At 45.4% G+C, this 21005-nt stretch carries 27 protein-coding genes and 1 other annotated feature; of the genes, 3 read left to right on the top strand and 24 right to left on the bottom strand.

The genetic code is table 11. The features are described 5' to 3' along the window. Nucleotides 1-25: 25 nt before the first annotated feature. The 4 genes from ASL11_RS36140 to ASL11_RS33910 form a co-directional block, all read right to left on the bottom strand. Nucleotides 26-1270, bottom strand: a complete 1245-nt coding sequence (locus ASL11_RS36140; protein WP_162261691.1) for a stalk domain-containing protein — start codon at nt 1268-1270, stop codon at nt 26-28. A 706-nt stretch (nt 1271-1976) separates the two neighbouring features. Further along, nucleotides 1977-2498 carry a YfiT family bacillithiol transferase gene (locus tag ASL11_RS33920; RefSeq protein WP_056625339.1) on the bottom strand — a complete coding sequence of 174 codons (522 nt, stop codon included), beginning with the start codon at nt 2496-2498 and terminating at the stop codon, nt 1977-1979. 18 nt (nt 2499-2516) lie between these two features. Then, nucleotides 2517-3149 carry an NUDIX hydrolase gene (locus ASL11_RS33915; protein ID WP_056625336.1) on the bottom strand — a complete coding sequence of 211 codons (633 nt, stop codon included), beginning with the start codon at nt 3147-3149 and terminating at the stop codon, nt 2517-2519. 4 nt (nt 3150-3153) lie between these two features. Then, nucleotides 3154-3966: a class I SAM-dependent methyltransferase gene (locus ASL11_RS33910; protein WP_056625334.1), complete on the bottom strand. Its 813-nt coding sequence runs from the start codon at nt 3964-3966 to the stop codon at nt 3154-3156. A 45-nt stretch (nt 3967-4011) separates the two neighbouring features. Further along, nucleotides 4012-4237 (bottom strand) — a binding site (T-box leader). 161 nt (nt 4238-4398) lie between these two features. Here ASL11_RS33910 and ASL11_RS33905 point away from each other — a divergent pair. Both ASL11_RS33905 and ASL11_RS33900 read left to right on the top strand, forming a co-directional pair. Then, on the top strand, nt 4399-4980 hold the full coding sequence (locus ASL11_RS33905; RefSeq protein ID WP_056625330.1) for a TetR/AcrR family transcriptional regulator: 582 nt from the start codon (nt 4399-4401) through the stop codon (nt 4978-4980). After that, on the top strand, nt 4977-5396 hold the full coding sequence (locus tag ASL11_RS33900; RefSeq protein WP_056625327.1) for a DUF3995 domain-containing protein: 420 nt from the start codon (nt 4977-4979) through the stop codon (nt 5394-5396). The genes ASL11_RS33905 and ASL11_RS33900 overlap by 4 nt, the downstream gene beginning before the upstream one ends. A gap of 66 nt (nt 5397-5462) precedes the next feature. On the opposite strand, the gene ASL11_RS33895 is transcribed toward ASL11_RS33900, so the two are convergent. From ASL11_RS33895 to ASL11_RS33845, 11 genes are all read right to left on the bottom strand, one after another. Then, nucleotides 5463-5882: an HIT family protein gene (locus tag ASL11_RS33895; protein ID WP_056625324.1), complete on the bottom strand. Its 420-nt coding sequence runs from the start codon at nt 5880-5882 to the stop codon at nt 5463-5465. 88 nt (nt 5883-5970) lie between these two features. Then, complete coding sequence (locus ASL11_RS33890) at nt 5971-6801, bottom strand: sugar phosphate isomerase/epimerase family protein (protein ID WP_056625574.1); 831 nt, start codon at nt 6799-6801, stop codon at nt 5971-5973. Between the two features lie 145 nt (nt 6802-6946). Then, the gene (locus ASL11_RS33885) at nt 6947-7435 is read right to left on the bottom strand and encodes an SRPBCC family protein (RefSeq protein WP_056625322.1); all 489 of its coding nucleotides are present in this window, start codon (nt 7433-7435) and stop codon (nt 6947-6949) included. 113 nt (nt 7436-7548) lie between these two features. Beyond that, entirely contained in the window at nt 7549-8694 is a 1146-nt protein-coding gene (locus ASL11_RS33880) for an MFS transporter (RefSeq protein ID WP_056625318.1), read from the bottom strand. A 34-nt stretch (nt 8695-8728) separates the two neighbouring features. Then, a complete protein-coding gene (locus ASL11_RS33875; RefSeq protein WP_056625315.1) occupies nt 8729-9547 on the bottom strand; it encodes a class I SAM-dependent methyltransferase in 819 nt (272 codons plus the stop codon). A 65-nt stretch (nt 9548-9612) separates the two neighbouring features. Next, complete coding sequence (locus tag ASL11_RS33870) at nt 9613-9909, bottom strand: hypothetical protein (RefSeq protein ID WP_056625312.1); 297 nt, start codon at nt 9907-9909, stop codon at nt 9613-9615. Continuing rightward, nucleotides 9878-10492, bottom strand: coding sequence for a DUF3990 domain-containing protein (locus ASL11_RS33865; protein ID WP_056625309.1), 615 nt, complete (start codon nt 10490-10492; stop codon nt 9878-9880). Before ASL11_RS33865 ends, ASL11_RS33870 begins: the two co-directional genes overlap by 32 nt. A gap of 38 nt (nt 10493-10530) precedes the next feature. After that, nucleotides 10531-11514, bottom strand: coding sequence for an aldo/keto reductase (locus ASL11_RS33860; RefSeq protein ID WP_056625305.1), 984 nt, complete (start codon nt 11512-11514; stop codon nt 10531-10533). 155 nt (nt 11515-11669) lie between these two features. Further along, nucleotides 11670-12053: a GIY-YIG nuclease family protein gene (locus ASL11_RS33855; RefSeq protein WP_056625303.1), complete on the bottom strand. Its 384-nt coding sequence runs from the start codon at nt 12051-12053 to the stop codon at nt 11670-11672. A gap of 5 nt (nt 12054-12058) precedes the next feature. Next, nucleotides 12059-12541, bottom strand: a complete 483-nt coding sequence (locus ASL11_RS33850) for a DUF6530 family protein (RefSeq protein ID WP_056625300.1) — start codon at nt 12539-12541, stop codon at nt 12059-12061. A 211-nt stretch (nt 12542-12752) separates the two neighbouring features. Next, nucleotides 12753-13172 carry a MerR family transcriptional regulator gene (locus ASL11_RS33845; protein ID WP_056625298.1) on the bottom strand — a complete coding sequence of 140 codons (420 nt, stop codon included), beginning with the start codon at nt 13170-13172 and terminating at the stop codon, nt 12753-12755. A 168-nt stretch (nt 13173-13340) separates the two neighbouring features. Between ASL11_RS33845 and ASL11_RS33840 the strand changes: the two genes are divergently transcribed. Beyond that, entirely contained in the window at nt 13341-14186 is an 846-nt protein-coding gene (locus ASL11_RS33840; RefSeq protein WP_056625295.1) for an SDR family NAD(P)-dependent oxidoreductase, read from the top strand. A gap of 89 nt (nt 14187-14275) precedes the next feature. Here the strand turns inward: ASL11_RS33840 and ASL11_RS33835 are convergent, their stop codons facing one another. From ASL11_RS33835 to prpB, 9 genes are all read right to left on the bottom strand, one after another. Next, nucleotides 14276-14728, bottom strand: a complete 453-nt coding sequence (locus ASL11_RS33835) for a GNAT family N-acetyltransferase (RefSeq protein WP_056625571.1) — start codon at nt 14726-14728, stop codon at nt 14276-14278. A 36-nt stretch (nt 14729-14764) separates the two neighbouring features. Continuing rightward, the gene (locus ASL11_RS33830; RefSeq protein WP_056625292.1) at nt 14765-15322 is read right to left on the bottom strand and encodes an AAA family ATPase; all 558 of its coding nucleotides are present in this window, start codon (nt 15320-15322) and stop codon (nt 14765-14767) included. 149 nt (nt 15323-15471) lie between these two features. Further along, nucleotides 15472-15732 carry a hypothetical protein gene (locus ASL11_RS33825; protein ID WP_056625290.1) on the bottom strand — a complete coding sequence of 87 codons (261 nt, stop codon included), beginning with the start codon at nt 15730-15732 and terminating at the stop codon, nt 15472-15474. Next, nucleotides 15725-16123 (bottom strand): DUF1871 family protein, encoded by a 399-nt coding sequence (locus ASL11_RS33820; protein ID WP_056625287.1) that lies wholly within the window; start codon nt 16121-16123, stop codon nt 15725-15727. The genes ASL11_RS33825 and ASL11_RS33820 overlap by 8 nt, the downstream gene beginning before the upstream one ends. A gap of 123 nt (nt 16124-16246) precedes the next feature. Further along, complete coding sequence (locus ASL11_RS33815) at nt 16247-16672, bottom strand: HIT family protein (protein WP_056625284.1); 426 nt, start codon at nt 16670-16672, stop codon at nt 16247-16249. Nucleotides 16673-16799: 127 nt separating this feature from the next. Next, a complete protein-coding gene (locus ASL11_RS33810; protein WP_056625281.1) occupies nt 16800-17654 on the bottom strand; it encodes a 3-hydroxybutyryl-CoA dehydrogenase in 855 nt (284 codons plus the stop codon). A 59-nt stretch (nt 17655-17713) separates the two neighbouring features. After that, complete coding sequence (locus ASL11_RS33805) at nt 17714-18880, bottom strand: acetyl-CoA C-acetyltransferase (protein WP_056625278.1); 1167 nt, start codon at nt 18878-18880, stop codon at nt 17714-17716. Between the two features lie 23 nt (nt 18881-18903). After that, nucleotides 18904-20043 (bottom strand): acyl-CoA dehydrogenase family protein, encoded by a 1140-nt coding sequence (locus ASL11_RS33800; RefSeq protein WP_056625275.1) that lies wholly within the window; start codon nt 20041-20043, stop codon nt 18904-18906. A gap of 30 nt (nt 20044-20073) precedes the next feature. Beyond that, nucleotides 20074-20982 carry a methylisocitrate lyase gene (gene prpB / locus ASL11_RS33795; RefSeq protein ID WP_056625273.1) on the bottom strand — a complete coding sequence of 303 codons (909 nt, stop codon included), beginning with the start codon at nt 20980-20982 and terminating at the stop codon, nt 20074-20076. Between the last annotated feature and the right edge of the window lie 23 nt (nt 20983-21005).

Raw genomic sequence — 21005 nt, 5'->3', positions numbered from 1 at the left:
CATCTTACGCTCGACTTTATCTCCCTTATTGGAGTTGATTGATGACTGCCGTCCACTTATCACTTTCCCAGGCCACTTGCGCGCCAAGTGCTTCGGTAGCAAATCGTAGGGGTACATACGTAGAACCTTCTGCGGATATAAAAGGCGCATTCGAAAGTGCCTGCCATGTTCCGTTAACTAGCGCTTGTTTCTTCCCAATTGGCAAAACAATCTTTTTTGATCCTTTCACAATCGTAACCTCTTGACGGGTTCCCTCCCAAATCACTTTGGCTCCCATCGCTTCAAATACGCCACGAAGCGGGATGAACGTGCTTTCGCCAATGATTTTGGCTTTAGGAGAAACATCGACGTAGGTGCCATTGATACGAATACCAACATCATTCGACGTAAATTTCTTTGGCTGGTCCGTTTTGACCGGATTCCCTTTGTATTCTGTAGATGGCGCAGCTGGGTTTACTTCCGTTGTAAAAGACCATGAGTTATTCTCAACAGTTACCGTATACGTTTCTCCATAAGCAAGCTCATATTTCGGAATGATATGCCAAGCGTTCGTATCGCCGAGCTCTTGCTTTAATTTGTAAATCTCAACAGGTTCATCTTGACTATTCGTCAGCGAGGCAGTCACATCCGTCTTATCTTGAGCTACCCCTGCGTATGTAATAAAATAACCTGATTTCTCTAAATCGAATTGTTCCAATGGATTCGGTATCTCAAAACCATAAAATCCAATCGGTACACCCGTCTGTCCATCGTAAGGATAAACACCCGTTCCTATATGGGTGAACCATTTCTTAGCAGGGTTTAAGACAAGTGCATGTTTATTATACCCTACGCCTAGTAGTGACATGTCCGGAAGTATCAAACTCGATCTATGAAGCGGAGCATCCAGCAAAGACTGCACGCCCTCCTCCGGCGAATCGGTCGTAAACGAAACATCCTCAAATACTCCGAATTTATCTGTATCAAAACCTGTCGCGGCTGCCCGATCCCAGGGAAGTTTGCCAGAGAATCCTTGCTTACTTGGTGTTTCTGTGTGGCCATTCTCTTTATTGATTTGAAGATAATTCGCATGTTTTCCCGCAGCTGTCGTGAGTAAAGGATCTAATTCCATCAATGGAATGCCCATATGAGCTCTGACGTCATTCAAATAATCTAGTGCGGCGCTCTGATCGTTGTTGCCTGCTGCAAGTGTACTGAAGTTCCCGATTACCATGGATACCCCAGCAAGTACTGTTGCTAGCGTAACACTCTTTTTTAACCAATTGTTCATTGTACCTCCGTAACACACGGTTTGATTTCCACGAATCATTCCTTTTCGACAAATTCCCTCCTAATTCCTGCAAAAGAAGATGAAAAAGACAGATCACACGTGCGAATCTGTCTTTTCACAAAGATTACTTTGGCTATCTTAGCTCTAAAGGTGCCGGGGCCCTCGAGATAGTCGATTATTTCGACTATCTCACCTCTAAACGCGCCAGGGGACCTCGAGATAGTCGATTATTTCGACTATCTCCCCCCTAAAGGCGCCGCTTTCCTTCGAGATAGTCGATTATTTCGACTATCTCACCTCCAAAGGCGCCGCTTTCCTTCGAGATAGTCGATTTTTCCGACTATCTCACCTCTAAAGGCGCCGCTTCCTTCGAGATAGTCGATTATTTCGACTATCTCACCTCTAAAGGCGCCGCTTTCCTTCGAGATAGTCGATTATTTCGACTATCTCACCTCTAAACGCGCCGCTTTCCTTCGAGATAGTCGATTATTTCGACTATCTCACCTCCAAAAGCGCCGGGTACCTCGAGATAGTCGATTATTACGACTATCTCATCCATAAATAAGGGCTAAGCTTCTCTTACCCCAAAACCCAAAACATATAAATTCTGGCGCTTATAAAAAGGCCACCGAGATTAGACTCGGCAGCCCTTTAAATTTATTATTCAATTTTGGAATAGAGATTTGTCTTGCCCTAAGAATTGCACCTACCAACCCATCCGTTCTTTCAGTGATGCGATCTGAGCAATGTGATGTCGATCATGCCAAACAAAACGTTGCAGTGCCGTTTCCAAACTAAGTACACCAAGGACTGGACTAGTAAAAGTCTTCTTGTAATCGGAAGGATCTAACGAGCGGAGCACAGCTACAAATCGAGTATGTATCGATTCCAATAACTGAATCGAAACTTCAATAGGTACCTGATAATCACTCAGCTCTGCCCATAAATCTTCCCGATATGAGCTTGCAACGGGACTATCCTCCGTAAGGGCTCGCTTGAAACGCAGAAAAGCATTTATATCATTGTCCGCCATATGATGAACGACTTGTTGAACCGTCCAGCCGCCTGGACGATATGGCGTTAAACGTTGTTCCTGGTTGAGGTTTAAGACAGTCATCCGCACAAGATCAGCTGTCTCCGCAACGTCCGTCACCCATTTATCCCGATTCGCTTGTGTTGGCTGCTCGATCCGCTCGAATCTCCCAATCGGGTATCGCAGTTGTTCCATAACGTCTGCCTTCCTCTCTTAGTCCAATCTAACCGCTTTATCCGGATCTCTTAAATAATCAAACATACTTTTCACTTGAGCAATCGTATTCCGTTCTGTTGATAATTCAGGTAGTTCATTTTCACCGAAAAAGCGCACCTCACTCGTTTCCACGCCGACCAACGCTTCCCCGCCAATTATTTTGCAAAGAATAAACATCTTATAAATGTGATAGGGCTCCGGTGGATGGTCATGGAACTTTTTATCCAGAACAGCGAGCAAACTGACGGGCACTACATCAAAGCCTGCCTCTTCTCTGATCTCTTTCACTGCAACTTCCGAAGGTGAGTAACCAATGTCAGCCCAACCCCCAGGGAGCGCCCAGGCACCATCTGCTTTTTCCTTCACAAGTAGTATTTTATCATCCTCAAAAACAACACCTCGAATATCCACTTTCGGTGTTGCGTACCCAGTTTCTTTGGCAAAGCTTAGGTTAATCGTATCCTTGCCCACCAAAGTGTACGTATCCATAATATCCACACTTATTTCCCGAAGCGCTTGGAATCGTTCCAAATCATAGACATCCTTCGAATACGTTAAACCGATTTGGGCAATCGCTTGAATTTGTTTGGCCCAATCTAACCATTTAAGGCTTACATCACGTTCTGTCATCTCTTCACTCTCCTACCTTTCTCCCGATATATAACAAATGCGAGGAAACCCCTAACACCGATGGATCACGCGCTAGTCGAATGAGAAGTTCAATGAACATGTCCTTTTCCCCTCGATCCGTCCAATATTGCTTCTGCTCTTGCGATAACAAAGCCCCAAGATTGGAAGATCCAATCAGATCTAATGTCTCAAATCCTTGGCTTTCCATAAATGGTTTGATGTCTTCCACATTGTAATAATAAGCACCCGTAAATCGACCTGCATCTGTATGATTAAAAATACCTTCTTCTATAAAATGCTCAATAGCAGCCATATTGTCATTCGGTTTCCAAGCATTGGGGAAGAGCAACGAAGTTAGCAGCATCCGCATACGACTTTGAAAAGCAACAAACACGATGCCATCGTTCTTGGTCACACGATACAATTCCCTTGCAGCAGCAACGCGATCCTCTTCTACTTGCAAATGATAAAGTGGTCCCAACATCAACGTAGCATCAAAGGTTTCATCTGATATCCCCTCTAAACTCGTGGCGTTCAACGCATGAAAGCCACTAAACATGTCTGTTAATCCCAACTCACTTGCTTTCTCTTTCGCTAACTCGACGAGATTAGGTGTAAGGTCGGTAAGCGTCACATGATAGCCGAGTTTCGCTAATTCCATTGCGTATTTACCCGGCCCAGCCCCGTTATCTAGGACATGACCACCGCGAGGGAGATACTTCTTCATGTAATGCCAATTTACCGTAAACTCAATAGGCTCGCGATCTAGTCTTCCCCATTCATCAAACTTGGCATAGTAATCGATCACATTCTTCATTCGTTGTTCCCTCCCTTATTGGAATGCCAAAAAACCCATCGCCTACAAAGAGGCGACAGGTTAAACCTTCGCGGTACCACTCTTCTTGATTCGTAACATGAATAGTTACAAATCCTCGAGACCCGATCACGGTGGTTAACCGTTAAGATCTACGAAACACTTCGATCTTACCGCTCAAGGGTGAGTTGGGGAAGCTATTGGCTGTCTTCCACCGAAGCGACAGCTCTCTGGACAATAGGTGTTCCTTACTAGTCCCAATCATTGCGTTTGGATATGTATGGAGTTGGATGTGATGTAAGTTTATATTCCCAATTACTTCCTGTCAATGGATTCTTTTTTCGACATTTTATCTACTCTAAATTACTGGTAATTGGAATTATAATGACCTTAGTCATATAATGACCGCAGTCATTTAATTGCGAGGTGATATTTGTGCTTAGAGAAGTCCGCAAACAAGAGCTCAAGCAGCAACTATTTTTAAAAGCGATTGAGCTGTTCCAGGAGAAAGGTTATGACAATGTGACCGTTGAAGAAATTGCCTCATTCTGCGGCGTCGCTAAGGGAACCTTTTTCAACTATTTTCCCAAAAAGGAGCATATCCTTCTTCATCTCGGTCAATCACAAATTCAATTTATGAGCGAAATTGTCCAGAATCAAATCCCGAATCTTAGAGAACGTCTTCGACTGATCTTCAATGATCTGCTCTCCACCTATGAACAACATTCCGATTTGTTAAAGCTTACGTTATCCGAAACGATGAAGTCCGCCTTGCTCATGAAAGAAGAATCACCTAACATCCTCATTTTTCAACAGACCCTTTGTCAGATCATTAATGAAGCTAAAGACTTCCATGCGTTTCAAACACGTTGGGAATCGTCCATTATCGCTTCGGTTTTAGTCGGAATTTACTTTAATTCACTCCTCTCTTGGGCGATGATTCAATCTCAAGGTGAAGATCTCACCGTTATGTTTAATAAGCAAATGGATGTTATTTGGGAGGGGATTGAACAATGAGCTCACTTCTTGTTTATGTATCAGCCACGTTCCTAGTGTTAATCAGCTTGATCCATGTGTATTGGGCATTTGGCGGCAGATGGGGCAGCCGCGCGTCTCTGCCGCAGACCAAAGATGGCGCTGCTATATTCCTACCTCGTAAGCCTGAGACACTAGCAGTTGCCGTATTGATGTTAGGCGTGTGTACCGTATTGGTTGCCCAGTCTGAAACGCTGTCATTCCTACAAGCAAACTCATTCACCAAGTGGTCATGTATCCTTTGTGGGAGTGTTTTCTTCCTGAGAGCGATTGGAGATTTCAATTACTTAGGTTTTTTCAAAAGAGTCAAACACACTGCTTTCTCCTATTATGACACGCGATTCTATAGTCCTCTCTGTCTCTTCTTGGCATTCTCATTTCTACTAACCGTTGTGTAATTGAAATTAAAGCCACCTCTCATCGGATAGATGATTGGTGGCTTTACGTTGTGTAACCTATTGACGCTACAGATGTTCTTTCAATTGACCTATGATTTCCTCATATTCTTGCTCAGTCAATTGCTTATTATCAGTGGGATTCATTTCGAACATTTTGCCCCATGTGTACCCATCCTTATATTTCGGAACAATATGGAAATGTACATGTGGCATCGTATCTCCAAAGGCGCCATAATTAATTTTGTCCGGAGAAAAAGCACGTTCCACTGCAGCTGCAGCCTGCGCTACATCACGCATATATGCATCCTGATTCTCTTGAGACAAGTGAAAGAATTCGGTATGATGTTCGTTCAAAGCAACAATACAGCGGCCCTTATACGTCTGTTCTCTAAATAAGTACAACGTCGATACACGCAATTGTCCAATCTCAATCATTAAGTTCGCCAATGCCTCGTTCTTGTTGCAATAATTACATACTGGGGTCATGGTGGAAGTCTCCTATTCTAGCGATTAGTAAATGGATAACATTACTAGTATCATAGCATAATTCACATCGGAGCAGATACAATTCCTATTAGGAACAGTACGGCTCCGCCAGCTTCTTAACGCGCTCAATACCATCCCACATGTCACCAGGACCATCATAAACAAGTGTAAGCGGCCCTTCATAACCAGCCTGTTTGGCGATGTTTAAGCAGCGAATAAATTCAGCTTCATCTGGAACTCCCGCGGCATTGGTTTGCGCTTTGGCATGAATGGATTCACTATGTGGAATCGTTTGGACTAACTCATCGAATTTCTGTTCGCCTTTGAAATTCCCGAAATCGGATGTGAATCCAATAACATCTCCACATCCTTCTATAATCGCAAGACAGTTGTCACCTGTTGAGGATAGAGATTTGAAATTCTCTGTCACGACGCGTACGCCATGCTCCTTACCATATTGTCCTAACTCACGGAGGGCTTCAATCGAGCGTGCCAAGGCATCCCTGTCCGATGGATCCGCTTCCCCTGCAATTATACGTACTCTTTCTGCTCCTGTCAGGGCCGCGATATCTATCCAACCTTTGATCCATGCAATATCGGATTGTCTACGAACCTTATCTGGACTAGAAATATCTCCATATTCAAGCAATAATGTATAAAAACGAAGCCCCGCATCTGTAAATGCCTGCTTCAAAGCAAGCAGATAAGCTTCATTCGTCTCTGGAAAATGAAAATGACAAACTTCCACCGAGCTGAACCCCTTCTCCGCAAGTACGGCTGGTAATTTGAGTAAAGAAAGCAGCTCTGGTTGATCTTGAGCTTCCGTGAATTGCGTTTGCGTGTTGTCATCCCAGCGAGTCCAACGCAAAGGACCTAAATTTCGATGTAAACTCCAGCTCGTTAGTGATAGAAATGACATAGCTTCCATCCTTTCATTCCTCTATTTTGACATATCGTATCAAAGTCGTCCTGGTATCGCCATACTCGAAAACGCAACTAGATGTCTTATTATGCTATTTTTCATGAGAAAAAGCAGGCCGCCTCAGCGCCTGCTCTCCTCCCAACTATGTGATGCGAACCAAAAGCTCCGCTAACCGCTCATACGAATCCTGCATCCCTTGCTCCATGCCTGAATGCAGCATGCCGTCTCGATCAGCGACCGATTGGAACACGGATTCCATCACTAGCTTGGTCTTTCCGCCTTCGAGTTCCTCGAATTTAGCTGTTTCGAGGATAACATGTCCCTTCTCCGGAAGTCCTTCAAACTCGAACGTTTGAATAATCCGATCCGGCGCAGTAACTTCATGGTACACGCCACGAAACGCATATTCATTTCCTTGGCTATCCAGATGTATATAGCGCCAGTTGCCACCGCTTCTCGGCTCAAAAGTGTCTAATTTCATCGTTAGATTCCGGGGTCCAAGCCATTCCACGAACAGCGCTGCATCCGTAAACGCTTTAAACACTAACTCCCGTGGCGCATTGAACACGCGTGTCATGCAGATCTGCTGCCCTCCAGGCTCATAGGTAAGAATCGCTTCATTCTCGATCATAACCGTTCACTTTCCTTTCATCGAAGTACCATGTCACTATCATAATCGAATTCACCATCGAGTTCCAAACATACAACTTTTACAAGGCGATTCGTCCAAAATCTTCCTTCCCGTTATATTCCTAGTTCATTGTGCTTTCTTCGCGTAAATAGAACGATGCCAATCACCACGACACACGCCATAGATAGCCAGGAGCTATAGAGGAACACTTGTCTCATCCCGTAGGCTGCGCTCATGAAGCCACCTAAAAAGCTGCCGATAATGCGCGCGGCCCCTAGGCTAAGTAAGCCATTCAGGGTTTGCCCGCTAGCCTTCCATTCCGCGGGTACTTCGCGATTAATGATAGTGGCAATCGTAACGGAAAGTACGATAAAGATGACGCCATGCAAGACTTGAACAGGTAATAACCAGTGCGCTACTTCAATCTGAGAGAATAAGTACCACCGTAAGGATGACGCTAAGGCTGCAACGAGTAAAATGATCGAGATGGGAACTCGCTTCAATATTTTTGCCGAAAATAATAAAAAGGGCAGCTCACTTAAAGACGAGATGGTCATCGACCAGCCTAACAGTACACTATCCCCACCCATTTGCTTGAAATAAATCGGAAAGAAAGCATAATAATAGCCAAGCGTAATTTGGATAATAAAATTCATGCCTATATAAAACATGAGTTTGCCATTTTTGAACAGCTCACGGAATTTCCGCCCCATCACATTCGCTGGTCGCCCAGCGGCAGCTGGAAACTGCCATAAACAAAGCAATGCGGCCAACATGGTACAGGCGTAAACCAGGAACATTGAATTGATATAAGACTTGGCAACGAATCCGAAAAGGAGTGACATTATAGCGAATCCTACGGTTCCTCCAAGCCGAATTAAACCAAAGCTCCATGTGGGCTGCCGATCTAATTCCTCTAAGGTAATCGCATCACTTAGTGCAAATATGGAGGTCTGAAAAAAAGTAAATATGCAAATGATGACAAGAATAAAGAGAAATTGATGCGAGATCGGGAAGAATAGAATCGAAATACCACTGCCGATAATTAATAATCGCAGGATATAATTCTTTGATTTGGCACGGTCCCCTAACGCCCCCCATACAGGTTGACCAATCATGGCAATCAAGGGTCCGAGACTAAGTAGGACTCCGATCTGCTCCTGAGAAAACTTCGCGTTGTTAAGATACACCGGCATGAAAGTTCCATAAACCGCGTTTCCCATATAAATAACGACATAAAATAATACAAATGCATTCAGTTTCGTAGCTGTTCCCTTCTTTCATCTGTGATTGCTATACGATGCCTACCCGCATGCGGTATCCAAATAAGATGGATCGTTGTTCACCAGCGAATACGTTCTCCACTAACTGACGAAACGCTGCTCCCTCTGCCTCAAGCTCTTTCGCACCTAACTTTATCGCAGATTGTATACTGCCCTGGCTTAATGCGAGGTTGGCATAGCGAGTTGCATCGCAAGACTCCCAGTTATGAAACACAATTTCTCTAGCATAGCGGAATAAACCCGATGATTGGATTTGCTTCAAATGCTCATCCTTGTTCCATTTGTGCGCCTGCTCGTGCTTAGGTGCCAGCTCAACAGCCCGCTTATCACCGAGCGATGTTAGCTTCATATATTGCTGTTCGATCTCCCAGTCTATGACAGGCGGCCAGTCACAATCATAAGCGGCGAAGACTCCGCCTGGGCGAAGGATCCGCGCGAATTCACGCAAAGTGCTTTGCGGCTCCATCCAATGAAATGATTGAGAACATGTTATAACGTCTGCTGAATCGGAAGGCAGATCAAGTTCATGAGACAACCCTTTAACGAATTGAATAGCCTCTGGCTTGTTCAACCTCTCCCATTTGGCTAGCGCTACTGCGCGCATGTCATCACTAGGCTCAACGCCGATGATCCGCTCTGCGTCATTCAACCATAGAAACGAAGATAACCCTGTGCCACAGCCTACATCTACAACGGTTTGGGGGTTGCTTCCCAAATAAGCTGTCACAATCTTGATCATTTCCTGCGGTGCAGTTGGCCGGCTTTCATCATACAACGCACCGAATCCGGTAAATCGCTGTACATTACTCGTGCGAATATGTTCAATCATAGTTTCCCTCCTCTGAGTGATCACAAAAAAAGCTCAACCATAGGATGAGCTTCTACTCGACATATTTAACGTACATGAACGTGTAATCGTCCCTCTAAGTGAAGTATGCCTTTATCTTGGACGGCTTCCTTCGCGAGGACATTGATTCGTTTCAACCACTCTTCTGGCTTATAATTGTTAGTTGTTGCTTGGACTAATCGCTCTGCATGATCATAACAGGTGTCATAGCCACCTAATTTACGAATGACCTCGACATATTCGACAACAAGCTTTCGAGCACCTTGCGCGGTGTAACCGAAATTCTGAACAAGAGCATCAACGATTCCGCGTTCATACAGATTCAGCCGAACTTGTGTTTTCATAGTAGATCCACCTGCCTCCCGTAAAAATGTTATAACCAACAAACCGAAGGGATGCTTCCCACTTCTCAGAGGAAAATACCACTTGATTGCCAAGACGCAACGCATCCAATTTCCGACCGCGTGTGGTGCGTAAAATTTGATCATAAAACCAATGTACATCTTTATTTAATTGTACTGCTTCTTCAATAATTCGTCCAGTATCCCCATCCGCCATTGGGCCTATAATGATATCCGGATGTTTGTGACACGGGTCATCTTCTCCCTTATTCATAACACTGCGATGCGACATCACAAATTCAGCCCATGCTAATGAATCACTTAGAAAAATGAGCGGCTCCATCTTCGCAGGAATTGAGATTAGCTCAATCTCAAGCACACAGGCAAGCTCATGCCCCATAATCGATCGAGCAGCCGCCTTACGAGCCCAATTTCGCGCCTGCGCTGCTGAGATAGTTGTATAAAATCCTTCGCCGAAATCACGGCCAGGTCGCCAATACCTGCTATCCAATAATTTATCTTGGAAAAGGTTGACGAGATTATCGGTTGTTCCATGATATAAACGTTGTGGTGTTATTATATCCATTTCGTTTTCCTCTGAAACCCCTTTCCCATTTAAATAGGCTAGTAAGCACCACGAATATGAGCGTGAACGTCAGTCGTATAGAAGCTCTTCAGACGAACTAGCTCTTCCGAAGTGAACGCTGGAACTTCAAGGGTAGCTAGATTATCTTCAATCTGCTTGACGTTCTTGAAACCAGGGATAATACAAGTAATGTGCGGATTCTCCAAAATCCAGCGCATCGCAGCACGTGCCATGTTCCCACGACCATCGCCGATCCAAGCCAGCTCCTGAGCGAGATCTACGCCTTTCGTGAACGGCAGTCCTGCAAATGTCTCACCTACGTTAAATTGGTCGCCATTCGCATTGAAATTCCGGTGATCATCCGCTGCAAAGGTGCTAGATGTCGTGAATTTCCCAGTTAGTAAGCCGCTGGCCAGCGGTAGCCGAACAAGAATACCAACCCCAGCAGCATTCGCTTGCGGAAAGAGGAGGTCTGCAGGTTTTTGACGAAACAAATTAAAAATCACTTGCAGCGCTTTGACACCAGGAACAGTGAGACAGAACAAACCTTCCTCCACTGTCTCAACGCTCACGCCATAGTGGCGAATTTTACCCTCGGCTTTCAATTTCTCAAGCACCTCGAAGACGGAACCATCCTTTAAGATCGCAAGCGGTGGACAGTGAATTTGATACAGATCAATTCGCTCCCGATTTAACCGTTTCAAGCTGTTTTCAGCAAATTGGCGAACCGCTTGCTCCGAGTAAGTCGCAAGGTCATGAATATCACCCGAACGGCAAAACTTCGTGGCAATGTGGACCTCATCTTCTTTCCCTTTCGTCGCTTTCGCTAACAGCTCTTCCGCATGTCCTGAGCCATACACATCCGCCGTATCAAAAAAGTTCACACCAGCCTCCATGGCACGGTGTAACCCTCGAATAGATTCATCATCATTTGCCTCGCCCCAGCCTCCACCAATAGCCCAAGTACCGAAGCTAACCTCACTAATTCGAAGTTCTGTATCACCAAGTTGACGGTATTTCATCATTCCCACTCCTTCTATGTAGATGTCATAAACCTACTTCTACTGATTTTCACCTATCACCATTTCGCCATAGGATAAGAGGAAACCTCCCTATTTATGCAAAAAAAGGAGTCCGCTTATGACGGAACCCCCTGGGTCGATGGTGAAACGAGAGACTAACGCTTGCGTTTATTGTAGCCCTTCTCTTCGTACGGCTCCAGCTTTTCGAGCCATAATTCAAGTAATGCATCAACTTCAGCTCGATAGCTTTTCAACTCCGCGGCATCCAAGATGATTTCATCCCGAGGCTCGATTCGATCTAGCACCTCAAACACGAACGATTGGCCACCGAACGTCGCCCAGTCCTTCTGTAACTCATTAAATGTATTGGTATTCATCTGCTTGCAAAATTCAAGCCGATTCTTCATGCCATCGAGATCCATACTGCCGTTTACAAGTATTTTATCGTTCTGGGTATTGCGAATTTGATAAACACCCATGGCACGAAACGTTTGTTTATAATTGGTCGCAAGCTCCTTCTTTTTCTGTTTGTCTAACATGTTGATTAATACCCCATTTCTTTTAAAATCCTGGAAAGCGTACTTAAACGTTCTCCAATCAACTCTCCGTCATCACTTAACGCTTGACTGAAAAGCTTGATATCTTCATTAATTTTCTCATTATCGGTACATACACCTACGGTCATCGCATCCCCTTGCAGGCCGATTCTGTCGATTACAGGATTCTCGGCATTATACCCGTTCTCATACCGATATGCGTCCTCTTGGAAATGCAGCTTCGTACGACATACGAGGATTGCTAGATCCAACACACGGTGTAAAGGAAGCTCTTCGGATTGGCGTGACCATTTCTCGCCTGTATAGCGCCATACTTTAGCCGAGATATCAACCTTTCCTCTGTCGTTCCACTGAGCTAGACCTAAGGAAAGACCTTGTGTGTCCGTGTTTTGCGTATATCTACCATCAATATTGGCATAGTTCTCAGCTACGATTACAGGCTTATGTTTGAGTGTTGTTGGGATTTTCATTATGATTCCTCCATGATTGAAATAAGTTTTTATTCTTTAGTAATTTACTAATTTACTAAATATAGATCTGATGAATGAAGTATACCGCAGCTTCTTTTTCAAGTCAATGGATGCCTGCTGGTAGCGGAATGACAGATCCTAGGAAATCTGAACCAAAAAAACACAGAACCACCCCAACAGGGAAGCACTGTGTTTTATTTCTGCCTATCCGCTATGCCCTACCCGGTATCCGTTTCGTGGGCTCCGCAAGCTCGCATGCCTCAGGCATCATGTTGCCGGACGTCATTTTCGCATCAATCACATCTATGATCATTTGTAGGGAATTAATCTGATGTTGGATATTCTCCCTATGCTGCTGCAGCTTGACTTGTAGATCTGAATGCTCAGTCAAATCGGACTCATAAGTTAGACCTAGAAACGGCTTCATCTCGTCCAACGACATCCCTGTCTTCTTCAGACAAGTGATTAGCTGCATGACTTGAAGATCTTCCGGATGATAAATACGATGACGGTTCTTCTTCCGATCCGCCTGAGGTAACAGTCCAATTTTTTCATAGTATCGAATCGTATCTTCAGATAAAGCGGATTGCTCCGCTGCTTCTTTAATTGAAAAACCTGCCGCCTCACTCATGAATCTCCAACTCCCTTTATGTACATTGACTTCATTATAAAACTTGGAGTTAACTCGAAGTCAATACATAATAATTTAATCCATATAGGGTTGACTTGAAGTCGACTCCAAGTTGTATAGTCAAATCCATACAAACATACATGCTTTTGAATATGGAGGAGAGTAAACATGAATACGAATTTATCAGGTAAAATCGTCCTCATTACAGGCGCCAGCAGCGGGATAGGGTTGGCTTTGACTCACCAGTTGCTGCTAGATGGCGCACAGATCATTGCGCTGATTCGCTCAGGATTCCCTGAAGACGATACAGCGATTCAAGCAGCAATAGGAACGCGACAATTGCGTGTCTACCAAGCGGATTTAAGTGATTTTACAAGCTTAAAGGTAGCACTAGAGCAAATTAAAAACTATGAAACGAAAATTGATCTCCTTTACAACAATGCAGGTGGCAGCTTCCCCGAACTCATGTTATCAAAGCAAGGTCGAGAACTGCATTATGAACTACAAACCGTCGTACCCTATATCATCACGATGGAGTTAATGGCGCTATTGAAGAAGGGGACGCTGAAACGAGTCGTGCACACCTCCACTAACGCGTTCAAAACGATGAAGCGATTTGACCCTGAAACTTTAGATCACCCCGCGCAATTTAAAATGCTGTTCGGCCCCTACGCGGCGTCTAAACTCGCGCTATCCTTATGGACGCAAGAACTCGCTCCCCATCTCGCCCTAGAAGGGATTAAGATGATCACTGTTGACCCTGGCGGCAATAATACAATGCGCAAAGGCAAACAATCAGGCATTCCCTTCTATCTCAAGCCGATCATCCGTTTATTTTTTCCACATCCTAGCAAAGGGGCCTCTCTGCTCTATCAAGGTGCCCTAGGTGAACATATACCTGGTGCTTATCTGACGAATAACAAGCCTGTAGAGTTGAAATTCGTCCAACATGCACCAAGAGTACTTGAGAAAGTTCGTGCCATTTATGAGTATATGTATAGGGAAGTTGGGTAATAATAAATAGACGCGAACGGCGTTGTCCATACAGAAAAACTCCTGCAGTTGTGCTTTACTAGCACTCTTGCAGGAGTTTTTCCTACTTATTATAAGTCCTGACTTAAGCGAATCATATCGCGGCACTGAATACCATTTTCAAAAATAGGTTCCTTATAATGCCTTGTAAAGAAATCGAGATCTACACCATAGATGCGAAAGCCGCACTTCTGATAGAGACTCAATTGCTGGATACCAGAATTTCCTGTGCCAATCTCAATCGTCTTATAATTTAACGTTCTTGCCGTTTCCACAGCGTGTTTCACTAATTCTTTCCCATAGCCACGGCCTTGTTTCTTCGTTATCACCGCGATATTCACTAGTTCAACCGTCTTCGGTCTTGTCGGAAGCAGCAAATATGCACCGACAATTTCATGGTTTTCCTCCAAGACGAAACATTTGCTTTGATACACATAAGATTCCACCATCGCAAGCTCTGGATCAGCTAAAAGAAATAAATGAATCGGATACTCCTCGGTTAACTGTAATTCTCGAATTTGCAACATTCTGTGTGCCTCCATCCTATTATGATGTGGGTTTCAGAAATGAAACTTTGCTTTAATCCTCGCTGCGACATCCTCTGGACTTACACCTGTATTGTTGATTCGTAAGTAATTCTCTTTGGTGATTTCACCAACTAGCGAGTTTAAACGATGCTTTTCCATGCTTTCTAGTAAATTCTGTTCCGATTGCACAACATTTCGTTTAGTAGGCTTATGTGCGAGTCGATGTGGGGTTTGATTCCGTTCCAATCGCTCATCCACAGATGCTTCAAGTTCAACGAAATAAATCTCGCCACCTTTGGATTCGAAAATCGAACAGACTTTCTGCACGAAGTCCCAATCAGCTTGCTCATCAAAAGCCCATACGTACGTGAAAATCAATCCATACAACTCACTTTTCGCAACCGCCTCAAAAATCTCACAACGAAATAGATCAACTAATCGCCAAGTTTCTTTGGAAAACCCGAAATAGGGATGGAGGAGATCAATTGTCATATGATTGTGAAATAGCTTCAACTCCGTTGTTTGTTCAAGTGCATGGCCGACTGTCATTTTACCAACAGCTTGAGGGCCGAAAATGAGCACAAATTTCATAGCGACACCCCTCTGTAGTTCATCCCATACTCCTATTTTATCATGCTGAATGGCTCTTTATTTGTATAAAATAAGTAAATTCAATCTTTCCGAGTTAGGCAAGCTGCCCTCAGCTAATAGAAAAACGGCCGCCTCAAGGCAGCCGCAACTTAATTATACGTAATTTTGAGGCCTAATTCTGCGGCACGCACCAGCGCTGCGTCTGAGAATTTCGGCTTTTTGTATTTGACCTCGAACTCTTCCTTTGTCAGTGGTGTCCAATTGAAATCACGATTCTGGTACACCCACGTTTTCGTGCCCCAATCCACATGAATGGTACGACTCGCTACCTTTTTCACAACACCAATTTCAAGAATAACACCTGTTTTACCAAAAAACTTCGCACAGTACTTCCCGACCATTTCACTCACTTGAAACATCCTCATTTCCATTAGTCAAATCACGCAGTATGCCAATTGCAATTTCAAAAGTATCCTCATCTGACTGAAATTCATCCAGAAAGGATCTTCTGAATATTCGTTGGATCTCTTGTCCCAACCCGGCAACACTTATCTCTTCCATATGCTTAATTATATAAATGGTAACGCTGCGAGCCTCACCATCGTATTCATCGTCTTGACTACCATCCTCCAGCAGTTGAATCGGATCCCACTGATCCAGATGATACTTCACAACGCCAATGATTGGCGAAGGATCGAAGGGTAAGGATGCTAAGTACTTATTCTCTTTCCTGATTTCATTCTTTATACTCCATAACATATAGTTCATCTTGGTATCTTGCGATACAGCACGAAATTTCACAGAGCTTGCCTCCTTTATTGGACACCAGCGTAATCTGCCGATTCCATCTTAATCAGAGCATTTCGCTGCAGTGTCGCACCTAGCAGTTTATCACGTATGTTGTTAGATGCCAACTTTTTATATTTAATTACCTAAATCATTAATGGCATTAACTATACACATTCTCGTTTCAGCCAATCGATTTCTATTGTCATTTCGATCCTCCGGCTCCAACCAACCAAAGCCGTCCCCTACATATCTCGGGAAAACGTGCACATGCACATGGCCTAAATCATTGAATGTACCACCATTTTGAAGAACCGTAATGCCATCTGGTTGATAGAGTGTCTTAATCACGCGTGATATTTTCATCACCGCTTTCAGCATGGCTGTTGATGTCTCTTCATCCATTTGCTCCAATTCAGCCACATGACGCTTAGGAAGCAATAGAACATGTCCTTCATTTAACGGAGCGATATCTAAAAGACAGGTCAACCACTCATTCTCGTATACTACATGAGCTTGAACTTCTCCGTTCGCTAGCTGGCAGCCTAAGCACGTATTTTCCATCTTACACTTCCATCCTTTCAGAGCACAGTTTAGTGTTATTCGCTTCTTATCAATTCCATCCATCCCTTGAAATTACCTGCTGAAACAAAAAACAGCCCCTCAAAAGAGTGACTGCATAGCTTACCGCTTAAGTTGAATACGTATAAAATCCTTGCCCTGACTTACGTCCAAGACGCCCCGCCTTCACATATTTCCTGAGGAGCGGACAAGGTCGATATTTGGAATCCTTAAACCCTTCGTGGAGAATTTCCATGATCGATAAACATGTGTCCAACCCAATGAAATCAGCGAGCTCCAGCGGTCCCATCGGATGGTTCATCCCGAGCTTCATCACCGTATCTACAGCCTCGACCGTTGCTACACCTTCATATACCGTAAAAATGGCTTCATTAATCATCGGCATAAGAATACGATTCGAAACGAATCCTGGAAAATCCTGCACCTCAACAGGTGTTTTACCAAGTTCCTTACTAAGCTGAAAGATAGCATCGAATACAATCTGGGACGTTTCGAGACCTCGAATAATTTCTATCAGCGGCATCACGGGAACCGGGTTCATGAAATGCATCCCAATAAGTTGCGAAGGACGTGTTGTCGCCGCAGCAATCTCTGTAATCGGCAACGATGACGTATTCGTTGCCATAATCACCTGAGGCGGACAGATCCCATCTAACTTCTGAAAAAGAGCTGTTTTCCAAGCCATATTCTCAGATATGGCCTCGATTACCAGATCCACCTGCGCAGCCTCTTCAATGTCTCCCGTCGGTTGAATGCGGCTAAGAATGCTTACTTTCGCTTCCTCCGTTAACCTCCCTTTCGCAACATTCCGATCTAATTGGTTGCTAATGACCAACATGCCCTTATCGATCAAAGGCATAGATAGATCATGCCAAAGTACCTTGCGGTCTGCAGAGGCGGCCACTTGCGCAATGCCGCTTCCCATCTGCCCAGCCCCAATTACCATGATGGTTTGTATAGACATCGTTCATCGCTCCTACTGCTTCATTGAACCGAACTATCATAACCGAATAGAATTTCCGGCTATTCCACACGAAGCAAGATCGCATCACCTTGCGCCGTACCGCTGCAGATCGCAGCAATCCCATAGCCACCGCCCATTCTGCGAAGCTCATGGATTAAAGTGAGAATGATCCGTGTTCCGCTCGCGCCAATAGGATGACCGAGTGCAATGGCACCGCCATTAACGTTAACGCGCTGCGAATTCCACCCTAGCAAACGCTCGCATGTGAGCACGACAGCGGCAAAAGCCTCATTCACCTCGAATCGATCAATTTGATCCAACGTCACACCCGTTTGCTGCAGCAGTTTCCGAATCGCCAATGCAGGTGTCGTCGCGATATAGGGTGCTCGCTCGCCTACACTGGTATGGCCAAGTATCGTAGCGAGTGGAATTACGCCCTGTTCTAAAGCAGCTTCTCTCGCCATAACGACCAAAGCTGCTGCACCATCATTCACACCTGGTGCATTTCCAGCCGTAATGCTGCCTTGCTTATCGAATACAGGGACTAATCCGGCAAGCTTAGCTAAGCTCGTATCCACACGCGGTCCCTCATCACGATTCACAACATTTGCTCCAATTTGGACAGGTACGATTTCCTCTGCACTGAAACCATTGGACATCGCCTGCAAAGCTAATTGATGACTGCGTAAAGCCCACTCGTCCTGCTCCTGACGTCCAATCTTGTATTCAGCAGCAATGCGACTGCCATGAAGCACCATATGCACGCGTTCGAATGGACATGTCAGACCATCATGAATCATCAGGTCGATCAGTCGCTGTTCGCCCATCCGTGCGCCCCAACGCGCATGCGTCGCCAAATATGGCGCATTGCTCATGCTTTCCATGCCGCCTGCCACAAGTAGCGATGCATCTCCTGCGCGGATGATTTGGTCAGCCATGGTCACACTGCGCAGCCCTGAAGCACACACTTTGTTGATTGTCTCCGACGTCACACTCCACGCCAGTCCCGCCCTGCGAGCCGCTTGACGCGAAGGAATTTGTCCTGCCCCCCCTTGCAGTACCATGCCCATTATGACTTCTTCGATCAATGAAGGATCCAGAGACGCGCGTCGTATGGCTTCCTTGATGACGATTCCCCCCAGCTCGACAGCTGGGACATCCTTCAACGCACCGCCAAACTTACCAAACGGGGTTCTCGCACCGCCAACAATGACGCTTTCTCGCATACACCTCGCCCTCCAGTCCACGCTCACGTCCTCTTAACTAAACGTGCAATCGCTCTCCGCTGCTCATCCATTGTTGCTTCAACCATTTGGAGCATTTTCGCATCTCGCATATACCGTTCAACGGGGAAAGCTTTCGTATATCCATAGCCACCGTGGATTTGAACTGCTTCAATCGCAACGGCCATCGCCGTATCCCCAGCAAATAGATTGACATACGCAGCACCAACTCCACCCTGGCTCTCACGCCATGCGGCTTGGTACGTGAGCAGTCTCGCAGCTTCAATTTGCGTAGCCATATTCGCTAGCTTGAATGCGATAGCTTGCTGCTGCGCAATCGGCTTACCGAATTGCTTACGCGTCTTTGCATAGCCGATTGACACATCCATCGCTGCTTGTGCAAGCCCTACCGCCAGTGCAGCGATGCCGCTGCATGCAGATTCCAGCGACTGCAACGCAATCCGATCGCCTTCCCCTTCCTCACCAAGCCGATTCGCCACTGGAATTCGGCAATCAACCAGTTCAATAGATAGGCTAGGTGAGCCACGTAGTCCGAGTTTTCTTTCCTTTTTACTTAAAATAAATCCCGGTGTGCCCTTCTCAATGATAAATGCACTACTCTCGTGCGACGTAGAATCATTTCCAGTCGATGCAAAAACCACATATACATCCGCTTCCTCCGCATTTGAGACGAAGAAATTCGTGCCCTGCAGCACGTAATCGTCCCCATCACGCAACGCTTTTGTGTGCAGGACAACGCCAGAAGCCTTCGCTGTTTGCGCATGTTCAGACCAAGCATAAGCCCCTAGCTTTTGACCATTTCCCATCGGAACCAGAAACAACTTCTTCTGTTCCGCTGAGCCAAACATCGAGATTGCCGCACACGCTAACCCGCTGTGTACGAAAAGCGTATACCCTGTCGATGCGCAAGCACGAGCTAACTCCTCCAATACCAAGCAATTCGTCAAAGCATCTGAGCCAAGTCCGCCATATAACTCAGGTACTAGAATCCCAGTTAAACCAAGCTCCCCCATCATTTCGAATAGATGATGATCAAACCGTTCTTCTTCATCTCGAAGCGCCGCCGTCGGGGCAACCTCCTCTGATGCAAAATCGCGTACCATCGTGCGAATCATTTCCAATTCCTCTGAAAGGCTATAATCCATGTGGAGCCCTCCCTCAAGCCGCTTGCACTTCTAGCTCTTTTCCTCCCATGTTGATCGTGCAATAGAACCATCCAAGGCCTCATAATCTTCATAGCGAATCGCTTTATATAACTCGCTGCGTGTTTGCATGTTATCTAGCAAGCCCATCTGTGTCCCTTGCTGACGAATCTCCTCAAATACCCGCTCATACGCTTTAGCAGCAACACGTAACGACGTAACCGGATAGAGAACCATACGGAAGCCCCAACTTTCAAATTGTGCTGCCGTATAGTATGGCGTACGTCCAAATTCGGTCATATTGGCCAGAAGAGGTCCATCTACTTCCTTTTGAAAATACTGAAAGTCCTCCTCACTCTCGAGTGCTTCTGGAAAAATAGCATCCGCTCCAGCGGCGAGATAGTGCTTCGCACGGTTGATGGCTTCCGCCATGCCTTCTACTCCTTTCGCATCTGTCCGTGCAACAATATACAGCGTCGGGCTAACGGCTTTGAGCGTGCGGATTTTTTGACACATTTCCTCGGTGGAAATGAGCTTCTTACCACTCAAATGTCCGCATTTCTTCGGCATATCCTGATCTTCGATTTGCACAGCGGCAACTTTCGCCTCCACCATCTCCTTCGCGGTCCGCGCGACATTCAAGATGCCGCCATATCCCGTATCGATATCGACCAATAACGGAAGTCCCGATGCTCGAACGAGCTCCCTGGCTCGCTCTGCAACCTCGTTGGAATAAATAAGTCCCAAATCAGGCAATCCTCTACTGGCCGTATAAGCGGCACCTGATAAGTAAATGGCGCCAAACCCTGTTTGTTTGGCGATTCTAGCTGCCATGCCATCGTGCGTGCCAATGATTTGGACAATAGGACCCGCTTCAATGAAACGACGCCACCTCGCAGCTAACTGTTCTTGACTCGGCTCCTCCTCAATCAACCATGACATAGTAACCTCCTGCCTCATTCAGC

The organism is Paenibacillus sp. Soil750, assembly GCF_001428045.1.
Classification (GTDB): Bacteria; Bacillota; Bacilli; order Paenibacillales; family NBRC-103111; genus Paenibacillus_E; species Paenibacillus_E allorhizoplanae.
Note: the sequence above shows the minus strand (reverse complement) of the source record. Positions and strands in the feature narration are given on the sequence as shown.